The organism is Sorangium sp. So ce448, from assembly GCF_051520915.1.
Taxonomy (GTDB): domain Bacteria; phylum Myxococcota_A; class Polyangia; order Polyangiales; family Polyangiaceae; genus Sorangium; species Sorangium cellulosum_B.
In genome coordinates this window covers 1596362-1618294 of the sequence record NZ_CP150343.1, presented here as the reverse complement: position 1 = coordinate 1618294, position 21933 = coordinate 1596362, and the positions used below count along the sequence as shown (strand labels likewise).

General features: G+C 70.2%; 18 protein-coding genes and 1 pseudogene. 8 read left to right on the top strand and 11 right to left on the bottom strand.

Annotation, left to right across the window (positions count from 1 at the left end):
- Positions 1–173 precede the first annotated feature (173 nt).
- Entirely contained in the window at positions 174–815 is a 642-nt protein-coding gene (locus tag WMF45_RS06010) for a hypothetical protein (protein WP_437715985.1), read from the top strand.
- 77 nt (positions 816–892) lie between these two features.
- Here the strand turns inward: WMF45_RS06010 and WMF45_RS06005 are convergent, their stop codons facing one another.
- Positions 893–1426, bottom strand: a complete 534-nt coding sequence (locus WMF45_RS06005) for a hypothetical protein (protein ID WP_437715984.1) — start codon at positions 1424–1426, stop codon at positions 893–895.
- 238 nt (positions 1427–1664) lie between these two features.
- Between WMF45_RS06005 and WMF45_RS06000 the strand changes: the two genes are divergently transcribed.
- Positions 1665–3428 carry a hypothetical protein gene (locus tag WMF45_RS06000; RefSeq protein WP_437715983.1) on the top strand — a complete coding sequence of 588 codons (1764 nt, stop codon included), beginning with the start codon at positions 1665–1667 and terminating at the stop codon, positions 3426–3428.
- Between the two features lie 23 nt (positions 3429–3451).
- The gene (locus tag WMF45_RS05995; RefSeq protein ID WP_437715982.1) at positions 3452–5011 is read left to right on the top strand and encodes a hypothetical protein; all 1560 of its coding nucleotides are present in this window, start codon (positions 3452–3454) and stop codon (positions 5009–5011) included.
- 75 nt (positions 5012–5086) lie between these two features.
- Here WMF45_RS05995 and WMF45_RS05990 read toward each other — a convergent pair whose 3' ends face one another.
- Complete coding sequence (locus WMF45_RS05990) at positions 5087–5770, bottom strand: type IV pili methyl-accepting chemotaxis transducer N-terminal domain-containing protein (protein WP_437715981.1); 684 nt, start codon at positions 5768–5770, stop codon at positions 5087–5089.
- 315 nt (positions 5771–6085) lie between these two features.
- Between WMF45_RS05990 and WMF45_RS05985 the strand changes: the two genes are divergently transcribed.
- Positions 6086–7885, top strand: coding sequence for a serine/threonine protein kinase (locus WMF45_RS05985; RefSeq protein WP_437715980.1), 1800 nt, complete (start codon positions 6086–6088; stop codon positions 7883–7885).
- A 25-nt stretch (positions 7886–7910) separates the two neighbouring features.
- On the opposite strand, the gene WMF45_RS05980 is transcribed toward WMF45_RS05985, so the two are convergent.
- Together WMF45_RS05980 and WMF45_RS05975 are read right to left on the bottom strand one after the other, a co-directional pair.
- A complete protein-coding gene (locus tag WMF45_RS05980) occupies positions 7911–8705 on the bottom strand; it encodes an alpha/beta fold hydrolase (protein ID WP_437715979.1) in 795 nt (264 codons plus the stop codon).
- Positions 8706–8932: 227 nt separating this feature from the next.
- Entirely contained in the window at positions 8933–9619 is a 687-nt protein-coding gene (locus WMF45_RS05975; RefSeq protein ID WP_437715978.1) for a YqiA/YcfP family alpha/beta fold hydrolase, read from the bottom strand.
- Between the two features lie 65 nt (positions 9620–9684).
- Here WMF45_RS05975 and WMF45_RS05970 point away from each other — a divergent pair, with 65 nt between their 5' ends.
- Entirely contained in the window at positions 9685–10155 is a 471-nt protein-coding gene (locus WMF45_RS05970) for an N-acetyltransferase family protein (RefSeq protein WP_437715977.1), read from the top strand.
- A 315-nt stretch (positions 10156–10470) separates the two neighbouring features.
- Positions 10471–11757 carry an MFS transporter gene (locus WMF45_RS05965; protein WP_437719497.1) on the top strand — a complete coding sequence of 429 codons (1287 nt, stop codon included), beginning with the start codon at positions 10471–10473 and terminating at the stop codon, positions 11755–11757.
- Positions 11758–11923: 166 nt separating this feature from the next.
- Here WMF45_RS05965 and WMF45_RS05960 read toward each other — a convergent pair whose 3' ends face one another.
- Both WMF45_RS05960 and WMF45_RS05955 read right to left on the bottom strand, forming a co-directional pair.
- Complete coding sequence (locus tag WMF45_RS05960) at positions 11924–13543, bottom strand: aspartate:alanine exchanger family transporter (protein ID WP_437715976.1); 1620 nt, start codon at positions 13541–13543, stop codon at positions 11924–11926.
- Positions 13544–13552: 9 nt separating this feature from the next.
- Positions 13553–15385, bottom strand: a complete 1833-nt coding sequence (locus WMF45_RS05955) for a phosphoenolpyruvate carboxykinase (GTP) (protein WP_437715975.1) — start codon at positions 15383–15385, stop codon at positions 13553–13555.
- A 448-nt stretch (positions 15386–15833) separates the two neighbouring features.
- Between WMF45_RS05955 and WMF45_RS05950 the strand changes: the two genes are divergently transcribed.
- Entirely contained in the window at positions 15834–16229 is a 396-nt protein-coding gene (locus tag WMF45_RS05950) for a PAS domain-containing protein (protein WP_437715974.1), read from the top strand.
- Positions 16230–16264: 35 nt separating this feature from the next.
- Here the strand turns inward: WMF45_RS05950 and WMF45_RS05945 are convergent.
- A pseudogene (locus WMF45_RS05945) lies at positions 16265–16363 on the bottom strand (FtsX-like permease family protein); the annotation flags it as partial.
- Positions 16364–16710: 347 nt separating this feature from the next.
- Between WMF45_RS05945 and WMF45_RS05940 the strand changes: the two are divergent.
- Positions 16711–17319 (top strand): RICIN domain-containing protein, encoded by a 609-nt coding sequence (locus WMF45_RS05940; protein ID WP_437715973.1) that lies wholly within the window; start codon positions 16711–16713, stop codon positions 17317–17319.
- Positions 17320–17377: 58 nt separating this feature from the next.
- Here WMF45_RS05940 and WMF45_RS05935 read toward each other — a convergent pair whose 3' ends face one another.
- The 4 genes from WMF45_RS05935 to WMF45_RS05920 are packed head-to-tail and all read right to left on the bottom strand — an operon-like array spanning position 17378 to position 21757.
- Positions 17378–18625: an ABC transporter permease gene (locus WMF45_RS05935; RefSeq protein ID WP_437715972.1), complete on the bottom strand. Its 1248-nt coding sequence runs from the start codon at positions 18623–18625 to the stop codon at positions 17378–17380.
- On the bottom strand, positions 18622–19848 hold the full coding sequence (locus WMF45_RS05930) for an ABC transporter permease (RefSeq protein WP_437715971.1): 1227 nt from the start codon (positions 19846–19848) through the stop codon (positions 18622–18624). Before WMF45_RS05930 ends, WMF45_RS05935 begins: the two co-directional genes overlap by 4 nt.
- On the bottom strand, positions 19845–20966 hold the full coding sequence (locus WMF45_RS05925; RefSeq protein WP_437715970.1) for an efflux RND transporter periplasmic adaptor subunit: 1122 nt from the start codon (positions 20964–20966) through the stop codon (positions 19845–19847). Before WMF45_RS05925 ends, WMF45_RS05930 begins: the two co-directional genes overlap by 4 nt.
- Positions 20963–21757 (bottom strand): ABC transporter ATP-binding protein, encoded by a 795-nt coding sequence (locus WMF45_RS05920; RefSeq protein ID WP_437715969.1) that lies wholly within the window; start codon positions 21755–21757, stop codon positions 20963–20965. Before WMF45_RS05920 ends, WMF45_RS05925 begins: the two co-directional genes overlap by 4 nt.
- Positions 21758–21933: the final 176 nt, after the last annotated feature.

Here is a 21933-nt window from a genome sequence, read left to right as displayed (position 1 = left end):
AGCTCCGTGCTTCACGCCCGGCCACGGGGCGCGCCGCCATCCGAGCCTGCTGTGGTCGACGGTAGCACAGGTGGCCCCCGGCCGGTCCATCGACGGAGGCGTGCCCTCGTCTGCGATCGCGGGCCGGAGGGCGATACGATGCGACGATGAAGCGCTCACCTCGATGTATCTCAATGGCGGTAGGCTCGCTCGCGCTGCTCGTCCAGAGCGCGTGCGGCGGCGCGGTGATCATGGACGGCGGAGGAGACGGGGCCGGCGGCGCGGGCAGCACGAGCGGCCAGGGCAGCACGAGCGGCCAGGGCAGCACGAGCGGCCAGGGCAGCACGAGCGGCCAGGGCAGCACGAGCGGCCCGGGCGGCCCGGATGGCCCGATCTCGACGACGAGCTCGGTCGCGCCGTCGCCGACGACCTCGGGCGGCGGTGGGCGCGCGGTGAGCGCGATCGTCTTCGGCGACTCGACCGTGACCTTCCGTATCGCCACCCTGGCCCTGTCCTGCAGCGATCCCGACGCGAACCCCACGTTCGAGCCCTGCAGCGACTGGTGGAACCTCGAGCTCAGCATGCCGGCGTCGATGCTCGCCGTGGGCGAGGTGGACACGGCGAGCGGAGATCTCACGATCTTCGGGACGTCCTCTCGCGCGGACTGCAGCAGCACGGGGGCGGTCACCGGCGGCGGCGACGCGGGATTCGGCAGGCTCACCATCACGGCGATCGACGCAAGATCGGTCAGCTTCGAGCTCTCCGACGTGGGTCCCGTGTTCGTCGACGAGGACCCGAACGGCCGCTACGTCGCGCCCCGGTGCGCCGCGCGGTAGCGCCGCTCACCTGTCGCGCTGGACCGGACCTGCCATCGCATGCTCGATGCGAGCAACGGCTCGATGGACCGGGTTCTTCACTCCAGCGCGATACTCACGCTCTTCGTGCCCTCGTATCCGTCGCCGCGCACGGCCACCGTGAGCTCCAGCTTCTGACCTTCGAGGGTCTCGCGGTCCCACGCGAAAGGGTGGTAGAGCGCGCCGTCCGAGACCAGGAAAGAGCCGGTCTTGATGAACTGGATGTTGAACTGCGCGGCGGCGATCCCCTCGGGATCGCTGGCGAGCGGGCCCTCGAACTCGTTCGCGAGGCGCACCACATGGCACGTCTCCTCTGCGTCGCCGGGCAGAGCCTCCACCCGGACCCAGGGCGTGATCATCATCGAGCCCTGATTGCCGAGGATCAGTCGCACGCCGGCGCCGTCGGCGTAGGGCACGAACGTCCCGGACGACGCGTCGCCGATGTCGACGGCGCGGGTCTCGGTGAAGTCCTCGCCAAACAGCGTGGGACAATCGCTGGCTTCTACGGGGATCGACGGCTCACTGTCGACAGGGCCACACCCGGAGAGGGACGCGAGAAAAGAGAAAGCGGACGGTAACAGGCAGGATCGCATTGCGCGCGCAGAGCTCCGAAAAAAGCCGGGACGAGCGGGACAGGGGAGACGCCGGCTCGCGAAGGCGCGAGGGCGAGGGCGAGCTGTAGCACGCCGGGTCCGGAGCAACCTCGGCGAGCAAAGCGCGTCCGAGTGGCACGCGCGCTGCTATCGGCCCGCGGCGATGCTGAACTCATCACGGCGAAACGCCGGCGGCCCCGCAGAGGCTCTGACGTTGGTGTCGCGGTCACGACAATCTGTGTCGTCTCGCTTCGCGGTCCTCCGCCACCCCCTCTTCCTTGGCGCCCTGGCGCTCCTGGTGGTCAACGACCACCTCCTGAAAGGCGCCGGGCTCTTGCCAGGTGCCCTCACCGGCAAGCTCAGCGACCTCGCCGGCCTCGTGGTCGCCCCCGTCCTCGCAGCGGCGCTCGTGGACGCGCGCACCTCGCGCGGGCGGGCGCTGGCGTTCGCGGCCGTGGTCGCGCCGTTCGCGGCGATCAAGCTCTCGGCCGCCGCCGCGCAGCTCCTCGTGGGGCTCGTGGGGCTCGCGGGGATCACGTGGCGTATCTGGCAAGATCCGACGGACCTGGCCGCGCTCGTGGTCCTCGTCCCGGCATGGCGCCTCCCGGCGCGCGCGGCTTCCAGCCGGGAGTTCTCGGCCCGGAGCGCCGAGGAAGGCTCGCGCACCGCCTGGATGCTCGAGCGCGCGATCCTGGGGGTGTCCGCCTTCGCCTGCGTCGCGACCGGCACCCCCGCACCCGAGGGCTACTCCACGGACGCCTATCTCATCAATGCCACGTCCGGGACCGTGGACGTTCGCGTGCGCTGGGTGGACGCGTCGCTCGATTGCGCCGCCGTCACCTCCGGCGATCCGACACGCATGTTCGGGCCGAGCGCGTTCAACCTCGGGATCACGTACCGGCTGGACCCGCAGGACACACTCCCGCTCAACCGGACCGAGGCCCACCTCGCCGCAGGCAATTTCGAGGAGACGGCGCCGACCTCGGATGGGCGCTGCGAGGTGGTGCTGCTCGAGACCGATGGACTGCGGCCTGTGATGGCATGGTGGTCCGATCTGCAAACCGTCATGATTCCGCAGAAGGTCAACGACGACAGCGATTTCTGGAAGGACACGGAGACGGTGGCGGGGCGCGTCGCGCTCAAGCCGGACACGATGGTGGCGCCCGGACAGGTGAAGACGGGCGCGCTGCAGACGAGCGTCGCACCCTCGGCGTGCGCTGGCGCGCCTCAATCGTCCTTCCAGTGGGCCGGCCCCTGGTCGAAGCAGGTGGTCGGCGAGATCGCGAACATCGATGCACTGTCGGACGGCTGCATCGAATTGACGATGAACTACCGGCGGCTCGGCCCCGGCGATGGCTCGGGCGGCGCAGGCGGCGTGGGCACAGGCGGCGCCGGTGCCGGCGGAGCCGACGTTGAAGGCGCTGGCGGCGCGGGTGCCGGCGGAGCCGGCGGCAGTGGCGCCGGTGGCGCGAGTGCGGGCGGAGCCGGCGTCGGTGGCGCCGGCGGCGCGGGCGCCGGCGGAGCCGGCGGCGAAGGTGGAATGGGCACCGGCGGCGAGGACGGCGGCGAGCCGGACCCGAGCTTCACCCCGCTGACTCACTACCTGTGCATTCCGATCGAAGACTTCCCGTTCTCGGCGGGCGAGACGGTGCAATGGTCCGACGAGGGCGATCACCTCGAGGTCTCGGCCGTCGACTCGGCGAAGCGGCTCGAGGTCTATCCCAACGTCGTCGAGCTCCAGCTCGGGGGCCTCGCTGCCTCGATCGAGGCGACCGGGTGCGAGGGCGACCGGCTGGGCTGTGGCGCCTACGTCACCGACGCGGTTGTGGCGGTGCAGAGCGGCGGCGAGAAGACCCTGCTGAGCCCCGGAGACGCCCTCGAAGGGCCCAACTTCCGCGTGCGGGTCGGCCGCGCCGAGCGCGTGCTCGTCGGGCGTGACGAGTGCGACGCGGGCTACCAGACGCCCAACGCGTCCGCGGACCTGTTGATCGCTTACGAATAAGGAGAAGCCCTATGTCGTCGAAAATGAAGCTTGTCTCACTCGGTCTCTGCGCCGCCGCCGTCGGTTGCTCCACCGACAACGTCGGCGAGGGCAGCGGCGTCCCCGCAGGCTCGGTCAACGTGGCCCAGGGCGGGGCGCAGGACATCTCCCAGTTCCGCGCGATCGTGAAGGCGGGGAAGGTGCCCACGCTCGACACGCTGGATCCGGTCGGGTTCTTCGCCGAGCACGCGATCGACCTGCCCGACGCCGACTGCGGCAAGGACGTCTGCGTTCACCCGTTCCTCGCCGTGGCGCCGCGCTTCAACGGGGGGAACTGGACAATGGCCTTCGTCGCGATGAACACCGGGGTCGCCCCTTCGACGCTGGACAGGCCTCCGGTTCACCTGGCGATCGCCGTCGAGAACAGCCGCTTCGCCGAGATCGATGAGAGCGCGCTGGACGCGGGGATGGGAGGGCTGCTCGAAAGCCTCCGTCCCGAGGACCGCGTCAGCGTCATCCGCTATGGCGAGAGGGTCGAGCGCCGCGCCTTCCTCGCAGCGCCGGGGTCGGCGGAGCTCACGCGCCTCGTCGCCGACGAGCGCCTCGGCGCCGGCGCCGGCGAGCTCGTCGGCCTCTACGAGGGGATCGCCGCCGCCGAGAACGCGTTCGAGGAGGGCGACGCGGCCGGCTTCGAGGGCGCGCACCGCGTGCTCCTGCTCACGAGCGGGCACGCGACAAGCGGTATCACCGACCCCGACCGCATCCTCGGTCTGGGCGAGGCGCTTGTGGAGAAGGGCACGGCGTTCGGCGTGATCGGCGTGGGTGAGAGCTTCCTTGTGAAGATCCCGTCGGCGCTGGGCTCGATGGGCGCGGGCACGTACGCCTACGCGCTGAGCCCGGGCGACCTCGGCGGTTTGCTCTCGGAGGAGGGGAAGACCACGCTCTTCCCGCTGGCAACGGACTTCAGCCTGGAGGTGATCCCGTCCCCCGGCTACAAGGTGGGGCGCATCTACGGGACGAAGCGGGCGACCGCCAGCGCCGCGGGGGCGGCCCTGGAGATGCCGGCGCTGTTCATCGGCCAGCGCGACGGCGCGACCGACGTGGGCGGCAGCCGCCGCGGGGGCGGTGGTGGTCTGTTCGTGGAGCTCCTCGCCGACGCGTCCCTCGCCGACGACATCGGGCCGGACAAGGCGGCCTTCCAGGTGACGGCAGGCTGGACCTCGGCGAAGGACGGAGCCGGGCAGGACGTCGACACCACGCTGCTCAACGCGCTGCCTCCCGGGCAGAACCCCGACTCGAGGTGGTGGAACATCTCCGACGGCGGCTCGGGCAAGCCGTACATGATGCTGAACATGTACCTGGCGCTGCGCGGCGCGCTCGACTTCTACCAGGCGGGCGACTGCCGGCGCTCGCTCGGGGTCATCGAGATGATGAAGCCGCCGATCGGGGCGTGGCTCGGGAAGTACCCGGACACCGACATCCAGGACGACAACAACCTGATGTTGATGTTGCGACAGAACATCGAGGATGCCTGTCGTGCATCGCAGTCGTCCACGGAGCCCACGCCCCCCCTCGACTTCGATGGCGGCTGCGGCTGGCTGTGACCGCCACCTTCACCCTCTGATCGCCGCTCGGCGGCGCCGGGGGTCGGACAGACGGTCACGGAGAGCCGATGTGCATCACGGCTGTCCGATACCAGCGATCGCCCGGAGCGCTTGAACCGTGTTGTCGAGGTGCCCCCTGGCCTGGACCAGGTGGCTGATCGTCCTCCGGATCTCGCGCACCGCCGGGCGGAAGATGTAGAGCCCTTCGAGGAAGAGGACCCCCAGGGTCACACACAGCAGGATCAGCTCGACGAGGCGGAGCCGCTCGATCCGCGCGGTCGCCTCGTGAGCATACCGAGAGACGACACGGTCCATCCCGCTCAGGAAGCCCGGCTCCGCGGCGAGGATCGCAGCGACGATCGGCTGGATGGCGGCCGCCTCCACCGGCTTTTCCCCGCCGGCGCCGACCGCGGCGAGCAGATCCTTCCCGTCCCGGAGCATGCTCTGGTGCAGCGGCTCGATCGCCTGGAACATGCGGGTCACCTCCGGCGTGTTCTTCCCCGGCAAGCCCATCGCCGGATCGCCGTTCTGGAGCGCGCGATGCGACCGCTCCCAGAGCGCCATCACCTGCGCCAGCTCGTCGGCGCGGCCCTTGCGCTCGGCGGGGTCGGTCGTCACCTGGAACGTGAGCGCGGCCTTGCTGAGCCGCTGGCTGAGCATTCGCTGGCGCCCGGCCACGTTGACGACGTGCGCGTCGCTCGTCTGCTGGTTCAACGCGTGCTGCACGAGGAGCTGCGCCACGACCGACAAGAGCGCCACGGCGCCTAACGCGCTGACGTACAGGCGCGTCAACCGGCGGGTCGGTGCCAGGAGCTCAGAGGAAACCTGGGCCATTGTTCTCTCTCCATGGGCGAGGAGGGAGACATTACCCGAGCATCGGAACGAACGTGTATCGCTCATGTTTCCGCAGAGTGCTTTGCGCGCTGCCCAGCGCTCCACGGTTTCAGGCGGACGCGCTCAAATAAGCTGACATCTCATGACCGCTCCATGGTAAGACTCGCCTGAGAGCGCTCCTTGCGAGGCCCCTTTGCGCTGGCCTTGCAGCAGCGTCCACTGGAACCAGGAGAATGTCTCATGCAAGAGCGTACCGCGTTGGCCGCGGGCGGCGCGCCGCCGAGCGCGACCGGAAACGCACCTGAGCTCTTGCCGAAACAGTTCGGCAAATACACGCTCCTGTCGAAGCTCTCGACGGGGGGCATGGCGGAGATCTTCCTCGCGCTGCATCGCTCGTCCTTCGGCTTCGAGAAGCTCGTGGTCATCAAGCGCATCCTGCCCTCGATGAACCAGGATCCGTCGCTCATCGACATGCTGCTCCACGAGGCGCGCATCGCGGCGACGCTCTCGCATCCCAACGTCGTCCAGACGTTCGACGCCGGGCAGGTGGACAGGACGTATTTCATCGCGATGGAGCACATCCACGGTGAGGATGTCGGCTCGATCGTGCGCGAGGCGGCGGAGCGCGACCCGGGAGGGATCCCGCTCGAGCACGCGCTCAGCATCATCCTCGGTGTCTGCGCGGGGCTCGCGTACGTCCACGACAAGCGCGGTCTCGACGGTACGCCGCTCGGCATCGTCCACAGGGACATCTCGCCCCGCAATGTGGTCGTGAGCTACACGGGCGACGTGAAGATCGTCGACTTCGGCATCGCGCGGAGCGAGCTCGGCGACGTCGAAGAGCAGAAAGAGAACGTGCTGATGGGCAAGTTCGCCTACATGGCCCCGGAGCACGTGGCGGGCGATCGCATCGACCATCGCGCGGACATCTTCGCCGCCGGCGTCGTCCTGTTCGAGATGACGACCGGTAGACGCCTGTTCAAGGGCGGCACCCAGATGCGGACGCTCCTCCAGATCCACGGCTCGGAGTATCCCCTCCCGAGCGCGATCAAGCCTGGCTACCCGAAGGGGCTGGAGAAGATCGTCCTGCGCGCGCTCGAGAAGCGGCGCGAGGATCGCTACCAGTCTGCCCGCGAGATGCACGCCGCGATCGAGGAGCTCATCCGCGACGAGCGCATCCCCGCCTCGCCGATGGGGCTCACGGCATGGATGGAGTCGCTCTTCCGGGACAAGCTCGCTCGCCACAAGGAGGCGCTCCTCGGCGTCAGGCAGCTCATCGACGTGATCGCGGCGCAGCAGCAGCGCTGGTCCCTGGAGATGAGCGGCGGCGCGACCGTCTCCCAGAGCGGCGTCCCGACGAGCACGAGCCCGGCGACCTTGAGCAGCCCGCCGCCGCTCGCGGGCAAGGGAGGTGTTGCGGCGTTCATCCCGGCCGCCAGCGCGCTCGCGCTCGTGCCTGGGTTCCTCTACATGCAGGGCCAGCTCTCGGAGCGGCACGCCGAGTTCATGACGATGGTCCACGACGCCCAGGCGAGCCGTCAGGAGCCGCCCGCGCCGGTCGAGGCGAAGGGATCGCTGGAGATCACGAGCAAGCCCGAGGGCTGCACCCTCTGGGTGAACGGCGAGCGTCACCCGGTCGCCACGCCGGCCAAGCTCAACGGGCTTCCGCTCGGGCGTGAGCTCCACGTCAAGCTCACGAGAGACGGATACAAGCCGTACCGCACGGCCGTGAAGCTGAGCGACGAGGCGCGCTTCAAGGAGATCGTGGCCGAGCTGGACAGGCTCACGGCGACGGTGGTGCTCTGGGTCGATCCGCCGGCCAACGTCGTCGTCGACGGGAAGCTCTGGAAGGGCAATCGCACCAGGATCGAGGGGCTCACGGTGGGCGAGGGACACCGCCTCGTGCTGTCCGCCCCCGGGCATGCCTCCAGGACGCTGATGGTCAACGTGGAGCCGGGAGAGATGAAGACGCTGAGCGTCCGGCTTCCGAAGCTCGGCGCGCAAGCGCCGGTGGAGGAGCGCGCCGAGGGCGCGCAGTGACGCCTCGCGCCGCGCGTCTCCCTCGTTATGGCCGGGTCATTTGCAGTTCGCCCGGATCATCGCGCAGGAACGCCAGCGCGGCGCGGGCGAACGGCTCCTTCCACTCGCCGAAGATGGGGCCGTGTCCGGCGTTCGGCAGGGTCCACAGGCAGGAGCGCGGGATGGCGCGGTACAGCTCCAGGGCGAGCTCGGCCGGGTAGAGGGGATCGCGGTCGCCGCTCACGATCATCGTGCGCGCCGTGATTGTCGACAGGTGGGGGGGCGTGAAGCTCATGTCGTCGTGGCTGGCCGCGAAGCGGCGCGGCTGATTCCACAGCGCTCGGATCTGCGCGTCGCCGAGCGCGTGGCGGCTCCTCATGTCCCGCCACTCCTCCTCCGAGCGGCCCTCGTCGGAGACGAGGCGCATGATCGCCCTGGCCTGCTCGGGGAAGTACGGTGTCGCGGACACGAGGACCATCGACGCGACGCGGTCCGGCTGCTGCGTGGCCAGGTGCAGGAGGCACTTGGCGCCGAAGCTGAGGCCGATGGCCCGGAACGCCTTCACCCCCAGGTGGTCGAGGAGGGCGAACACGTCGGAGGCGCACTGACGGATCGTCAGGGAGCCCGCCGGGTTGGTCGAGCGGCCGTGGCCGCGCAGATCCGGGGTGATGACCGTGTGTCCACACCCGAGCTCCGCGAGGTCGAACACGTGAGCCCAGTCCCCGCCTGCCCCGGTGAAGCCGTGGAGCAGCACGAGCGGCGGCCCTTCGCCGCGGAGCTCGTAGTACATCTCGATGTCGTTGACGGGCGCGGTGCACCCGGTGGCCGTCGCTGTCGCCATTCGCTCCTCCGATCGCTCGACCGCGGCCGATCCGCGGCCGGTCGCACACGATCTGTAAGCGGCGCGCTTCGCTCTTGATAGCTGTGCTCTTTTCGCATAGAATGCCAGTCGGCTGTTGAGGGGACGGTCAGCCGGCGGTTCACGCAGGGCTCACGCAGCTCGCGGATCGCGCTGGATACGCTGAACAGACGCTCAGCATTCGCGGTCCTGTCGACAACGCGTGTTCGTCAGCCGGCGAGGAAGTGACGCAGGAACTCGTCCGCCTCGCGGAGGATGCGCGGGATCGAGGCGACGAGCTCGTGGCCGTCGTCCACCTCGATGAGCCGGACATGCCGCTTCCCTGCGGCGAACGTCCGCGAGAGCTCGATGTCCACCACCTCGTCGCTCCGGCCGTGGACGATCAGCGTGGGTACACGCACGTCCGGCCAGCCCCCGGAGCGCTCATCCACCTCGGCCGCGTCGGCGGCGAAGCCGAAGTCCACCCGGGCGCGCTTCTTCTCCGCGTAGTCGTCGACCTCGAGCCACCCGCGCTCCTCCCACGCCCGGAAGCCCTCCTCGCCCAGGCGAAGCCTCCATCGCTCCATGATCCGGAACGCAGGCGCGAGCAGCACCAGCGCGCACACCCGCGCGTCCTCCTCGGCGACGCGGCACGCTGTGAGGCCGCCGAGGCTCGATCCCATCACCACCGCCCGGTCGCGCTCTCCGCCGATCGCCTGCTTCACGGCGCCGATCATCGCGCCGAGGCGCAAGCGCTCGAACGAGGGCACCCGCAGGTTGAGCCGCTCGAGGGCCACCCCGCGCTGCTCGAAGTGCGCGGCGATCCGGACGCCCTTGGTCGAGCTCGGGCCCGAGGCGAAGCCGTGCAGGTACAGCCAGCGCGGGCCGGCGGCTGAGGGCGGCGTCGTCGTGGTCATGCAGGCGGGAGCCTACTCCCTCCACCGCGGCGCGACGATGCGGTATGACCCGCCGGAGAGACGCCATGATCCGCCCCGCCACCGCCGCCGACATCCCCACCATCGCCCGCCTCATCCGGATGCTCGCGGACTACGAGCGGCTCGCGCACGAGGTCACCTTCGACGAGCGAGACCTCGAGGCGCACCTCTTCGGCCCGAGGCCGGCGGCCGAGGTCGTCCTGGCCGAAGCGGAGGGGATCCCGGTGGGATTCGCCCTCTTCTTCCAGAGCTTCTCCACCTTCCTCGGCAAACCGGGGATCTACCTCGAAGACCTCTTCGTGCTCCCGGAGCACCGCGGAGGAGGCCACGGCAAGGCCCTGCTCGTGCACCTCGCGAAGCTCGCGATGGAGCGCGGTTGCGGGCGCTTCGAGTGGTCCGTGCTCGACTGGAACGAGCCGGCGCTCGGCTTTTACCGGAAGCTCGGCGCCAAGCCCATGGACGAGTGGACCGTCCACCGCCTCACCGGCGAGGCGCTCGCCCGGCTCGCGCAGGGCTGACGCGCTCGCCACGGGCATTGCTCGTGGCGGCGCAGCCGAGCACCACCGGCTGCTGCTGGAGCAGCAGCGGCCACGACCCTCGGCGCGCTCCCGGCCCGATCGCGCCCGAGGCGCGCTGTCCAGACGACCACCGCGAGCGCGGGGCTCTTGGTACGGATGTTGCGGTTCATGGCGAATTGCGGATCGCCCATCGCACACGCCGCGTGTGCCGATAACGGCGGCGCGACTCCTGGACTCGGTCGCGACATGCCCTAGTGCTCATCGTGCATGAGCGAGAGTCCACAACGCCCCACCAGGGCCGCCGCAGGCGCCGAGATGTCTTCCAACAACCTCACCGGGCTCGGCGTGCTGCGCCACCGGAGCTTCGCGTTCTACCTCGCGGCCAGGCTGCTCTCCGCGGTCGCGGTGCAGATGCAGAGCGTCGCGATCGGCTGGCAGGTCTACGCGCTGACCGGCGATGTCTTCGATCTGGGCCTCATCGGCCTCGCCCAGTTCGCGCCCTTCTTCGCGCTGATCCTCTTCGCCGGCCAGGCGGCGGATCGGTTCGACCGGCGCCGCATCATCACGGTCGGCCTCGCCGTGGAGCTGCTCTGCTCCCTCCTGCTGCTCGCGTTCACGGTGTCGGGCCTGACGGTGGTGTGGCCCGTGTTCGCGGTGCTCGTGCTGTTCGGCAGCGCGCGCGCCTTCATGATGCCGGCGCAGCAGGCGATCCTGATGAACCTGGTGCCGCAGGACAGCTTCAGCAAGGCGGTCGCGCTCAGCTCATCGAGCTTCCATGTCGCGGTCATCGTCGGGCCGACGCTCGGCGGGCTCCTTTACCTGGCCGGGTCGACGATCGTGTACTCGATCGTCGGGGCGCTGCTCCTCGTCTCTCTCGTGCTCATGAGCCTCGTGCACGCGACCCGGCAGGCGAGGCGCGCCGAGCCGACGTCGTGGAGCGCGGTGCTGGAGGGGCTGCGCTTCGTCTGGTCGAAGCCGGCGGTGCTCGGCGCCATCTCGCTCGACCTGTTCGCTGTGCTGTTCGGCGGGGCGGTCGCGCTTTTGCCCGCGTATGCGCGCGACGTGCTCCACGCCGGCCCGACCGGCCTCGGCCTGCTCCGCACGGCGCCGGCCGCAGGCGCCGCGATCACCGCCGGCGTCCTCGCCTTCCGGCCGATCACGCGCCAGGTGGGCCGCTGGATGTTCGGCGGCGTCGCCGTCTTCGGGCTCGCCACCATCGCCCTCGGGCAGACCCGGAGCTTCACCGTCGCGCTCATCGCGCTGTTCCTCGTCGGCGCGGGCGACATGGTGAGCGTCTATATCCGTCACATCCTCGTGCAGTTCGAGACGCCGGACTCCATCCGAGGGCGGGTGAGCGCGGTCAACGCCGTGTTCATCGGCGCCTCCAACGAGCTCGGCGAGTTCGAGTCCGGCCTCACCGCCAGCTGGCTCGGCCTGCTGCCCGCCATCCTCCTCGGCGGCAGCGCCACCCTCGTGGTCGCCGCGCTGTGGGCCCTCGGCTTCCCCGTGCTCAGCCGCATGGACCGCTTCCCCCACGCGAAGCGAGATCCCGAGGAGAGCGCGGACGGCGGCGGGACGGCCGAGGCCGCCGCGACGACGTGAGGCTGACAGATCCCCTCGATCGTTGGCATTTTTAGAGAAGAACAATTGAACAGGGAGGCGGGGAGGCGGGGAGATGAATGGGATTCAACTCCCCGTCTCCCTGTGAATCTTCCTACGTCGCGCCCCGGTCCGCCGCGCGCTGACGCCGCCTCGTCGAGGGACGACCTCAGGCCAGCACGGCGAGCAGCTGCGCAATGAGGATCTTGCCGATCATCGCCAGCGGATACACAAGCGCGTACGCGACATACGTCTCCTCGGAGCGCTGGGACAGCTCGAAGGCCGCTGCCAGCGTGGCCGGCTGGGTCTGCATGCCGCTCGCGCCTCCGAGCGCCGCCACCACGCCCGCCCCGCCCCAGCGCCGCATGAGGACCAACGCCAGCGCGCTGGTCGTCACGGTGACGCAGGCGCCGATCGCGATGATGGCCAGGCCCTCCCGGTTCATCAACCCCGCGAGCTTTCCCCCCGCGTTCACGCCGACCCCCGCCAGGAACAGGAGCAGTCCGATCTCTCGCAGGCTCAGGTTCGCCTCGTACGGCAGCGCCCACATCAGCTTGCCGGTCCGCCCCAGGCGACCGAAGATGAGCGCGGCCACGAGCGGCCCTCCGGCGGTCCCCAGCGTGATGGACGTACCGAAGAGGTGGATGGGCACCCGCGCCAGCAGCAGGCCGACGCAGAGGCCCACCGCCAGCGCGACGTAATCGACATCGATCTCGCGCTCCGAGTCGCCGAGGAAACGGCTGAGCTCGCCCAGGCGCTCGACGGGCGCCACGACGCGAAGGCGGTCCCCCAGCTCCAGGCGGAGCTCGTCGGAGGGGATCAGGTCGAGGTCGGCCCGGCGCAGGCGCGTCACCTGGGCGTTGAAACGACGCGCGAGGTCGAGCTCCCCCAGCGTGAGCCCGACGAACTCGCGCTTCGAGACCAGGACCCGGCGCATGTCGACCCTGTCGCGGCGCAGCTCCAGACGCTCGCTCGCGACCCTCCCGAAGAACTCGATGGCGGATTGAATCGACGCCAGGGTGCCGACCACCGTGATCACGTCCCCCGCGTGAAGCACCGTGTACTTGTTCGGGACCGAGTCGACCTCACCACGCCGAAGGCGGGAGACCACGACCCCGAACTCGTCGCGCACGCGCAGCTCCCCGATCGAATGTCCCAGCGCGCGGGGGTTCGTGACCTCGACGCTCCTCGACTCGATCGCGACGCGCGACGCGGCTTGCCGCGCGACCTCGCCGGCGAGCTCGTCGCGGCGCCGCTTCGCGAAGCCACGTCCGAGCAGGAGCGCCCCCAGCACGCCCGCCGGGTAGGTCAGCGAGTAGGCGAGCGCGGGGATCGCCTCGAGCGCGGTGCCGGAGAGCCGGCTGCTGACGGCGCCGAGCGCCGGTGTATTGGTCAGGGCCCCGCAGAACAGGCCGGCGATCTGCGCGCGGTTCAACCCGAAGAGCCAGCCCGCGACACACGCGAGCAGCGCCCCCCAGGCGAGCGCCGCGGCGCACGCCAGGTTCATCCCCAGACCGCGGCTGCGCCACGCGGCGAAGAAGCCGGGACCGCTGGTGAGGCCGACACAGTACACGAACAGCAGCAGCCCGAGCTCCTTGATCTGCGGCGCCAGCACCAGCTCTCCCAGAGGGTGCAGCCAGGCGCTGAGCCCCAGGCCCGCGAACAGGACGCCGGCCATCCCGAGCCGCAAGCCGCGGTACTCCAGCCGGCCAAGCGCCAGCCCGAGCAGGATGACGGTGAAGAGCAGGAGCAGCTCTTCTCTCGCAAGCACCTCATACAACCCGATCATCGTGTTGCTTCACGTCGGATCGTGCGCGAGCTCCCACCGCGCCGGGCTCCGCCACAGCCGCGACTTGAGCAGCTCTCGCTCGAACACGAACTCCTTCGGCAGTCGATCCAGGAACATGTCGAACAGCTCCTCATGCAGACGGACCTCCGCCGCCGCCGCGTCGCGCGAGATGCCCATCAGATCGTAGAACGTATCCTCCGAGAAGCTCAACCCCTCCCACGGCAGATCGTCGTGGCGAGGCATCCAGCCCAGGGGGCTCTCCACGCCGTATCCTTGCCCGTGCACCCGCGCCAGGATCCACGACAGCACGCGCGTGTTCTGGCCGAACCCGGGCCAGACGAAGCGGCCCTGATCGTCCTTGCGGAACCAGTTCACGCGGAAGATGCGCGGCGGGTTCGGCAGCTTGCGGCCGAAGTTGAGCCAGTGCGAGAAGTAGTCCGCCATGTTGTAACCACAGAAGGGCAGCATCGCCATCGGATCGCGGCGCATCGCCGCCTGACCCACGGAGGCGGCGGTCGCCTCGGAGCCCATCGTGGCCGCGAGGTACACGCCGTGGCTCCAGTTGAACGCCTGGAACACGAGCGGCATCTCCTTGCTCATGCGACCGCCGAAGATGAACGCGCTCACCGGCACCCCCTTGGGGTCGTCCCAGCGCGGGTCCACCGACGGGCACTGCACGAGCGGCGCGGTGAAGCGGGCGTTCGGGTGGGCAGCGGGGCGCCCCGCGTCGGGCGTCCAGTCCTGCCCGCGCCAGTCGATCAGGTGTGCCGGCGGGGTCTTGGTCATGCCCTCCCACCACACGTCGCCCTCGTCCGTCAACGCCACGTTGGTGAAGATCGTGTTACGGCTGATCGCCGCCATCGCGTTGGGGTTCGTCACCTCGTTCGTCCCGGGGGCCACGCCGAAGAAGCCCGCCTCGGGGTTGATGGCGTACACCTTGCCGTCCGGGCCCGGCTTCAGCCACGCGATGTCGTCGCCGACAGTCGAGATCTTGTACCCCGAGAGCGCCTCGGGAGGGACCATCATGGCGAAGTTCGTCTTGCCGCACGCGCTCGGGAACGCCGCGCAAACGTACGTCTTGGCGCCGCTCGGCTCCTCGACTCCCATGATCAACATGTGCTCGGCGAGCCACCCCCCGTCGCGCCCCATGACCGAGGCGATGCGCAGAGCAAAACACTTCTTCCCGAGCAGCGCGTTGCCGCCGTAGCCGCTCCCGAAGGAGATGATGGTGCGCTCCTCGGGGAAGTGCGTGACGTAGGTGTTCTCGGGGTTGCACGGCCACGCGACGTCCTTCTGCCCGGGCTGCAGGGGCACGCCGACCGAATGCAAGCACTTGACGAAGCGCCCGCTGTCGCCGAGCACGTCGAGGGCCCCCTTCCCCATGCGCGTCATGATACGCATGCTGACCACGACATAGGGCGAATCGGTGATCTGCACGCCGATGTGGGCGATCTCCGAGCCGAGGGGCCCCATGCTGAACGGCACCACGTACATGGTCCTGCCTCGCATGCAGCCGTCGAACAGCCCGTTCAGCTTGGCCTTCATCTCGGCCGGCGCCATCCAGTTGTTCGTGGGCCCGGCGTCATTCGGGTTCAGCGAGCAGATGAAGGTGCGGGACTCGACGCGCGCGACGTCCCGCGGGTCCGAGCGGCTCAGGTAGCTGTTGGGCCGCTTCTCCGGATTCAGGCGGAGCAGCGTGCCGCTCTTCAGCATGGCCGCGATCAGCTCCGTGTTCTCTGCCTCGCTGCCGTCGCAGGTACGGACAGACTCCGGCTTGCACAAGGCGACCATCTCGCTGACCCAGGCGAGGAGCTGCGGATGACGGGTCGGAATGCTGGACATGATCGAACTCCCTCTGCGACCTGACTCACGACAGACCAGTTCTCAAGAACTCAACGCCGCCAGGCTCGACATGCGAGGCGTCACGCTCCGGCCAGATGCATGACGCGTACCGTCAGCTCGCGGGGGGCGATCGAGGCGTTCGACGTCGCCGTGCCCCGCGTCGCCTCCCCCCGCGCTCGCGCGGGCAGCGCTTCTGCTGCGCCGAGCGCGCAGAATCCGCGCCGGTTCATTCGATCCATGCAGCGCTCGCCGCGATCTCGGCCGCGCCGCGCGCGAGGCGCAGCCGAGCTCGCGGCGAGCGCGTTGGCTGGAAGGACCGCTCGACCCCGGGTGGCCCCCCTCCCCTGCCCGACGGCCCGATGCGGTCGCGCCGGATTGTCTCGCTCCGCGGCTTCCCCTACCCTGGCGAGCGTCTATCGGGGGGCAGCGCACGTCGGGAGGTTCTTGGATGGGTTCGGAGGAGCAGGCCACAGGCGGTGAGTTCGAGTTCGATATCGGGGTGTTCAACCTGGATGAGCGCGGCCTGGACGCGCAGCCCTTCGGGATCATCCGGCTGGATCGCGAGGGCACGGTGCTCTCCTACAACCTCTACGAGGAACGTCAGGCGCGCCGGAATCGTCAGGACGTGATAGGGAAGAACTTCTTCACCGACATCGCGCCCTGCAGCCGGGTGAAAGAGTTCCACGGCCGCTTCCTGGCCGGGGTCGAGCACCGCGAGCTCAAGGCCACCTTCGGCTTCGTGTTCCACTTCCCTCACAAGACACGGCACGTCGACGTCTCGCTGTTCTACAAAGCGGCCGCGCGACAGCAGGACGATGCGGTCTGGGTGTTCATCCGCGGTTGACCGGCGTTGACCGGCGTTGACCGGCGTGGACCGGGCAGGATCGCGCGCGGCGAGGCGCCGACCGCGCGGCGGACGCCGATCTCCCGGGTCCGCTCGGTCACGGTCACCAGCATGATGTGCATGATGCTGATGCCCCACGAGCAGACCGCGCCGCCTCAGCTCCTCACGCTGCGGTCCGTGACTTGTCACGGTGCAACGCGTGACTTGTCACGGTACAACGCGTGACAGGTAGCGGCGCATCGGTCCGCATTTCCAGCTCGGCCGTGCCTTTCCCGCACGGAGCGTGATGGCCGGACGACCCAGGCCATTGCCGAACCTGGCACGAGGCGTGCGATAACCTCCGGGCAGCGGCCGAGGAGGACCGTCGTTCACGACGACCGCGAGGCATCGGGCATCGGGCCTCCGGACGACGACCGCGGCGGCGACCTCCGGCTACGGCACCGCGACCTACACCATCAGCCCCTCCTGGGTGGGCTCGAGCGTGGGCGGCTATGCCCCCACCACGAGCTCGGGCGCGCGCTTCCTCGCCGATCTCATCCCCTTCAACGGAACCGCGAAAGGGTTCACCGTGCGCAGCAGGGGTGACGGCACGGGGGAATCGGGGCAAACCATCGGCTCCACCTTGGTGTTCGGCCATATCTACGGCGGGTATACATCCAATGCGGTGTTCTTCTCGCGCGGCGGGAATCCCGCCATCCTGAGCCGCCCCGCCGGAACGGACCCCCAGTTGCAAGCCGCCTATTCCCCCGCCGATCAACCGGCGACCCGCTGGCACCTCGAAGCCTTCGGCACGGGCACCTTCCGGCTGCGGAACGGGAACCCCGATGGGGGCACGGAATGCGCCTACCGCGACGGTACGACCTCCAACGTGCGGGTCAAGGCCTGCGGGACCGGCAACGAATTCATGTGGACCCTCGTCGGCGCCGCCACCGGCTCGAGCACGTTCAAACTGCAGAACGCGACCAATGGTCAATGCCTCGACGTCAACGGGAGCGCTACCCCGACCAACGTGGTCCTCAAGCCATGCGTCACCACGGGCGATCCCATCTACCAATCGTTGTACGTAGACGATTACAACTGGCCTAATTGATCCCCTCGGTGGGACGCGGAGCATCGGCACCAAGACGCAAGGGAGCCAAGAGAGAGCGCTACTCCGAGCGGAGCGCCTCGATCGGGTCGAGCCGCGCGGCGCGCCAGGCCGGGTAGAAGCCGAAGACCACGCCGATCGTGACCGAGAGGCCGAGGCCGAGGAAGAGCGACCAGGGCTCGACCTGGAACGCCCAGCGGCCGACCATCTGCGCGAGCAGCGCGCTGGCGAGCCAGGAGAGGGCCAGCCCCGAGAGCACGCCGAGCACGCCGCCGAGCAGCGAGACGGCCGCCGCCTCGCACAGGAACTGCAGCAGGATCGCGCGCGGCGAGGCGCCGACCGCGCGGCGGACGCCGATCTCCCGGGTCCGCTCGGTGACGGTCACCAGCATGATGTTCATGATGTTGATGCCCCCCACGATCAGCGCGACAACGCCGGTGCTGAGCAGCAGCATCTTGATGATGTCGATGACGAGCTGCTCCTGGCCGTGGCTGTCCTTGTCCTCGATCCTGAAGTTCTTGACCCCGTGGTGGCGGCGCTTGAGCGTCGCGTCGATGACGCCGCGGAGCGCGGCGAGCGGGGTCCGGACGGTGACGAGCGGATCCTGCCGGACGTACAGGCGATCGGTCCTGTGCGACGGCGCGTAGAGCGCGTCGTAGGTGGTCTCCGGGACGAGGACCTTGCGGTTCCAGATGTTCGTGTCGTCCGTGGAGCCGAGGATCGGCCGGTCCTGGAGCACGCCGACCACCGTCCACACGTGGCCGTCGGCCGTCATGTGGAGGGGCTCGGCCTGCGCTGCCCGCGCCGGAGGGCCGCCGAAGAGCTCGGCCCAGACCTCGTGGCCGACGACGCACACGCGCCGCCGCGCCGCGAGATCCGCCTCGGCGAGGAACCGGCCCGCCGCGAGCTCCAGGTCGTAGAGGGCCGGCGCCTCCGGCACGGCGCTGACGAGGGAGATCCGCTTCTTCTTGCCGCCGGCGCGGGCCTCGGTCGGGCGCACCGACTCGCTCAGGGCCGAGGCGCCGCCGAGGGCGCGCGACGCGGCGAGCGCGCGGGCGTCGTCCCGCGAGAGATCGCGCCGGGTGCGGCGCCGGTCGTCGACGCTCACCTCCGCGGGGTGGACCTGGATGAGGTCGGCCTCCACGGCCTGCTGGCCTGCCCGGAGGAGCGCCTCCTCGCCGCCCGCGAGGAGCGAGGCGAGCAGCACGATCGAGCCGGTGCCGATGATGATGCCGAGCAGCGTGAGCGCGGCGCGGGTCCGGTCGGCGACCACGGCGCGCGTCGAGTGGAGGAGATCGTCGAGCCTCATCGCCGCATCGCCGCCACGGGGTCGAGCCGGCCCGCGCGCTGGGCCGGCAGCCACCCGAAGACAACGCCCACGCCGGAGGAGACGAGGAGCGCCGCGACGACGGCCGGCGTCGAGACCGCGCCGACCCAGCTCGGCGTGAAGCGGCGGATGACCGCCGAGGCGAGCTCGGCCGCGGCGGCGCCGCCGGCGACCCCGAGCAGGCCGCCGAAGCCCGAGAGCAGCGCCGCCTCGGCCAGGAACTGCGCGCTGATGTCGCGCGGCGACGCCCCGAGCGCCTTGCGGATGCCGATCTCGCGCACGCGCTCGGACACGCTCACGAGCATCATGTTCATGACGCCCACGCCGCCGATGAGCAGCGCGACGCCCGCGATGAGGCCGACGATCGCCTTCATCGCTGTGAACACGGCCTCGAATTTCTGCATGATGCTGCTGAAATCGAGCAGGGTGAAGTCGTCGACGCCGTGGTGGCGGTCGACGAGGAGCGCGTTGACGATGCGCTTCACAGGGTCGTTGTTGCGGACGTCATCGGTCTTGATGACGAGCAGCGCCGAGGTGCTCACCGCCTTCTCGACGTCCGCCGCCGTGTCGAGCGGGGCGACGAGCAGGTCGACCCAGCTGAAGCCGAAGTTGACGCCCATCCGATCGGCGTCGGCCAGCACGCCGATCACGCGGCAGCGCAGGGCCCCGACCGTCACCCACCGGCCGATCGGGTCGCCGCGCCAGAGCCGCGCCGCGAGCTTCGGGCCGGCGACGCAGACCCGGGCGCGGCGGCGGTCCTCCTCGTCGGAGAACGTGCGGCCGCGCGCGACGGGCATCCGGAAGGCGGCGAGGAAGCCGCTGTCGGCCGCGATGAAGTCGGTGCGATCCTCCTTGCCCTCGTCGGAGGTGACGTCGCGCGAGCCGAGCATGGCGTACATCGTGTGCTCGGCGACGTGGGGGACGCCGCGCGCGAGCCGATCGCGATCCCGGCGGGTGAAGCCGGTGACGTACATCGACTTCTTCCGCTCGGCGCGCTCCGGCGCCTTCGGGGCGACGAGGATGAGCCGCGCCCCGCCGAGCTGCTCGATGCCGCGGCCCAGCGTGAGCAGGCCGCCCTCCGCGAGCGAGGTCATGAGCACGATGGCGAAGGCGCCGAGCGTGATGCTGAGGACGGTCAGGAGCGACCGCAGCTTGTGCGCCGAGAGGGCCTTCGCGGCGATCGCGAGGTAGGCGGACCACCTCACATCTTCGTCTCGTTCGCGGCCGCCGAGGGCGGGTTGATGAGCACGCGGGCCCCCTCCGGGACGCCGTTCACGATCTCGACGTCGCGATCGTTGCGCGCGCCGAGCGCGACCTCGACCTTCTCGGTCGTCTGCTTGCCGTCGGGGCCGTCGACGACGCGCGTGACGAGCTGCTTGCCGCCCTCGTCGGCGACGGCCTCGATGGGCAGGGAGACAACGCCCGGCCTGCTGTCGAGCCGGATGCGCACGTCGGCGGTCATGCCGGGCTTGATGAGGCCGTCGATCTGGGTGAGCTCGGCCTCGACCGGGAAGACGTCGACCTCGCGGCCCTCGAGCTTCACCGAGGCGGGCGCGATCTTGGTGACCCTGGCCGCGTACGTCTTGCCGGGCAGGGCGTCGAGCGTCAGGGTCGCCGTCTGGCCGAGCGCGACCTTGGCCACGTCGATCTGGTTGAGGTCCACCTTGACCACGAGCGTCGAGAGATCGGCCACGGTGAGCAGGGCCTTGCCGTTGAAGGTCGACTGCACGCCCGGCGTGACGACCTCGCCGGGCTCGATGTTGCGCTGGATGACGGTGCCGTCGAGGGGCGAGGCGATCTTCGTGTACCGGAGCTGGTCCCTGGCGGCGCTGAGCGCGACCTCGGCGAGCCGGATGGCGACGGTCTTCTCGGTGAGGTCGTGCTTGGCCACGTCGAGCTCCTGCGCGGGGACGACGCTGGCCTCGACGCCGGCGGTCCGCTGCGCGACCACGCGCTTGGCGAAGCCCGCGGCGGCCCTGGCCCGGGCGAGCTCGGCCTCGGCGCGGGCGACCTCGCGCTCGTAGTCGGTCGGGTCGAGCACGAGCAGCAGCTGGTCCTTCCGGACCCGGGCGCCCTCGTCCGCGAGCACCTCGGCGACCTGGCCCGCGACCTTGGACTTGAGCTCGACCTGCTCGCGGGCCTCGATGCGCCCGGTCTCGAGGATCTCGACGGCGAGGTCGCCGCGCTTCGCGGTCACGACGAGCGCGGGGTCGATGGGCGCTGGGCCCCCGCCGGCCTTCGCGAGGACGACGGCGCCGCCCCCGGCGAGCGCCAGCGCCCCGACGAGCCACGGCCAGAGGCGCCGCTTACGCCGGGCGCTCACGAGAGGCCTCCGGGAGGGGACGACGACGGTCCAGGAGGCGATGACGACGGTCCAGGAGGCGATGACGACGGTCCAGGAACCGGCGGCGGGACATCCACGCGCCGGCCGCGATGGCCGGTGTCCTCGACGATGGCGCCGTCCCTGAAGGTGACGACGCGGGTGGCGTAGTCGGCGATCGAGCGGTCGTGGGTCACGACGACGACGGTCATCCCCTGCGCGTGCAGCGCGCAGAAGAGCTCCATGACCTGCCCGGTGGTGGCGGAGTCGAGCGCGCCGGTCGGCTCGTCCGCGAGGAGGAGCGGCGGCTCGTTGACGATCGCGCGGGCGATCGCCACGCGCTGCTGCTGGCCGCCGGACAGCTGGTTCGGCAGGTGGTGCGCCCGGTCCTCGAGGCCGACGCGCGCGAGCGCCCGCGCGGCCCGCTCCCGCCGGTCGGCCGGCCGGACGCCGGCGTAGACCATGGGCAGCTCGACGTTCGCGAGGGCGGTGTCGCGCGGGAGGAGGTTGAACGACTGGAAGACGAACCCGATCTTGCGGTTGCGGAGCTGCGCCAGCTCGACCTCGTCGAGCTCCTCGACCGGCTCGTCGTCGAGGAGGTAACGGCCGCCGGTGGGGCGGTCGAGCGTGCCGATGACGTTCAGGGTCGTCGATTTGCCCGACCCCGAGGCGCCCATGATGGCGACCATCTCGCCCCGCGAGAGCTCCAGGGAGACCCCGCGGAGCGCCTGCACCTCCACCTCGCCCATCCAGTAGACCTTGGTGATCGCGTCGAGCTTCACGAGTGCAGACATGAGGGTCCTCGGCGGTGGCCTGCGCCATCCAGAGGGACGGCCGCGGCCCGCGCGAGCCCGGTTCGCCTGACCCGCGCGTGACGCACCAGGGTGCGCCGCTCTCGTCGCTCCGGCCATCGCGTCGCGAAGGCCGGCGGACGCGCTGAGGCGTAGGCGAAGCGCAGCAGCAAGGCAAC

Bases quoted from the DNA above. Each gene is read 5' to 3' on its own strand.
- WMF45_RS05980 (WP_437715979.1), bottom strand. From the start codon at position 8,705: ATGGCGACAGCGACGGCCACCGGGTGCACCGCGCCCGTCAACGACATC.
- WMF45_RS05985 (WP_437715980.1), top strand. From the start codon at position 6,086: ATGCAAGAGCGTACCGCGTTGGCCGCGGGCGGCGCGCCGCCGAGCGCG.
- WMF45_RS06005 (WP_437715984.1), bottom strand. From the start codon at position 1,426: ATGCGATCCTGCCTGTTACCGTCCGCTTTCTCTTTTCTCGCGTCCCTC.
- WMF45_RS05955 (WP_437715975.1), bottom strand. From the start codon at position 15,385: ATGTCCAGCATTCCGACCCGTCATCCGCAGCTCCTCGCCTGGGTCAGC.
- WMF45_RS05950 (WP_437715974.1), top strand. From the start codon at position 15,834: ATGGGTTCGGAGGAGCAGGCCACAGGCGGTGAGTTCGAGTTCGATATC.
- WMF45_RS05975 (WP_437715978.1), bottom strand. From the start codon at position 9,619: ATGACCACGACGACGCCGCCCTCAGCCGCCGGCCCGCGCTGGCTGTAC.
- WMF45_RS05920 (WP_437715969.1), bottom strand. From the start codon at position 21,757: ATGTCTGCACTCGTGAAGCTCGACGCGATCACCAAGGTCTACTGGATG.
- WMF45_RS05965 (WP_437719497.1), top strand. From the start codon at position 10,471: ATGTCTTCCAACAACCTCACCGGGCTCGGCGTGCTGCGCCACCGGAGC.
- WMF45_RS06010 (WP_437715985.1), top strand. From the start codon at position 174: ATGGCGGTAGGCTCGCTCGCGCTGCTCGTCCAGAGCGCGTGCGGCGGC.
- WMF45_RS05995 (WP_437715982.1), top strand. From the start codon at position 3,452: ATGAAGCTTGTCTCACTCGGTCTCTGCGCCGCCGCCGTCGGTTGCTCC.
- WMF45_RS05960 (WP_437715976.1), bottom strand. From the start codon at position 13,543: ATGATCGGGTTGTATGAGGTGCTTGCGAGAGAAGAGCTGCTCCTGCTC.
- WMF45_RS05970 (WP_437715977.1), top strand. From the start codon at position 9,685: ATGATCCGCCCCGCCACCGCCGCCGACATCCCCACCATCGCCCGCCTC.
- WMF45_RS05935 (WP_437715972.1), bottom strand. From the start codon at position 18,625: ATGAGGCTCGACGATCTCCTCCACTCGACGCGCGCCGTGGTCGCCGAC.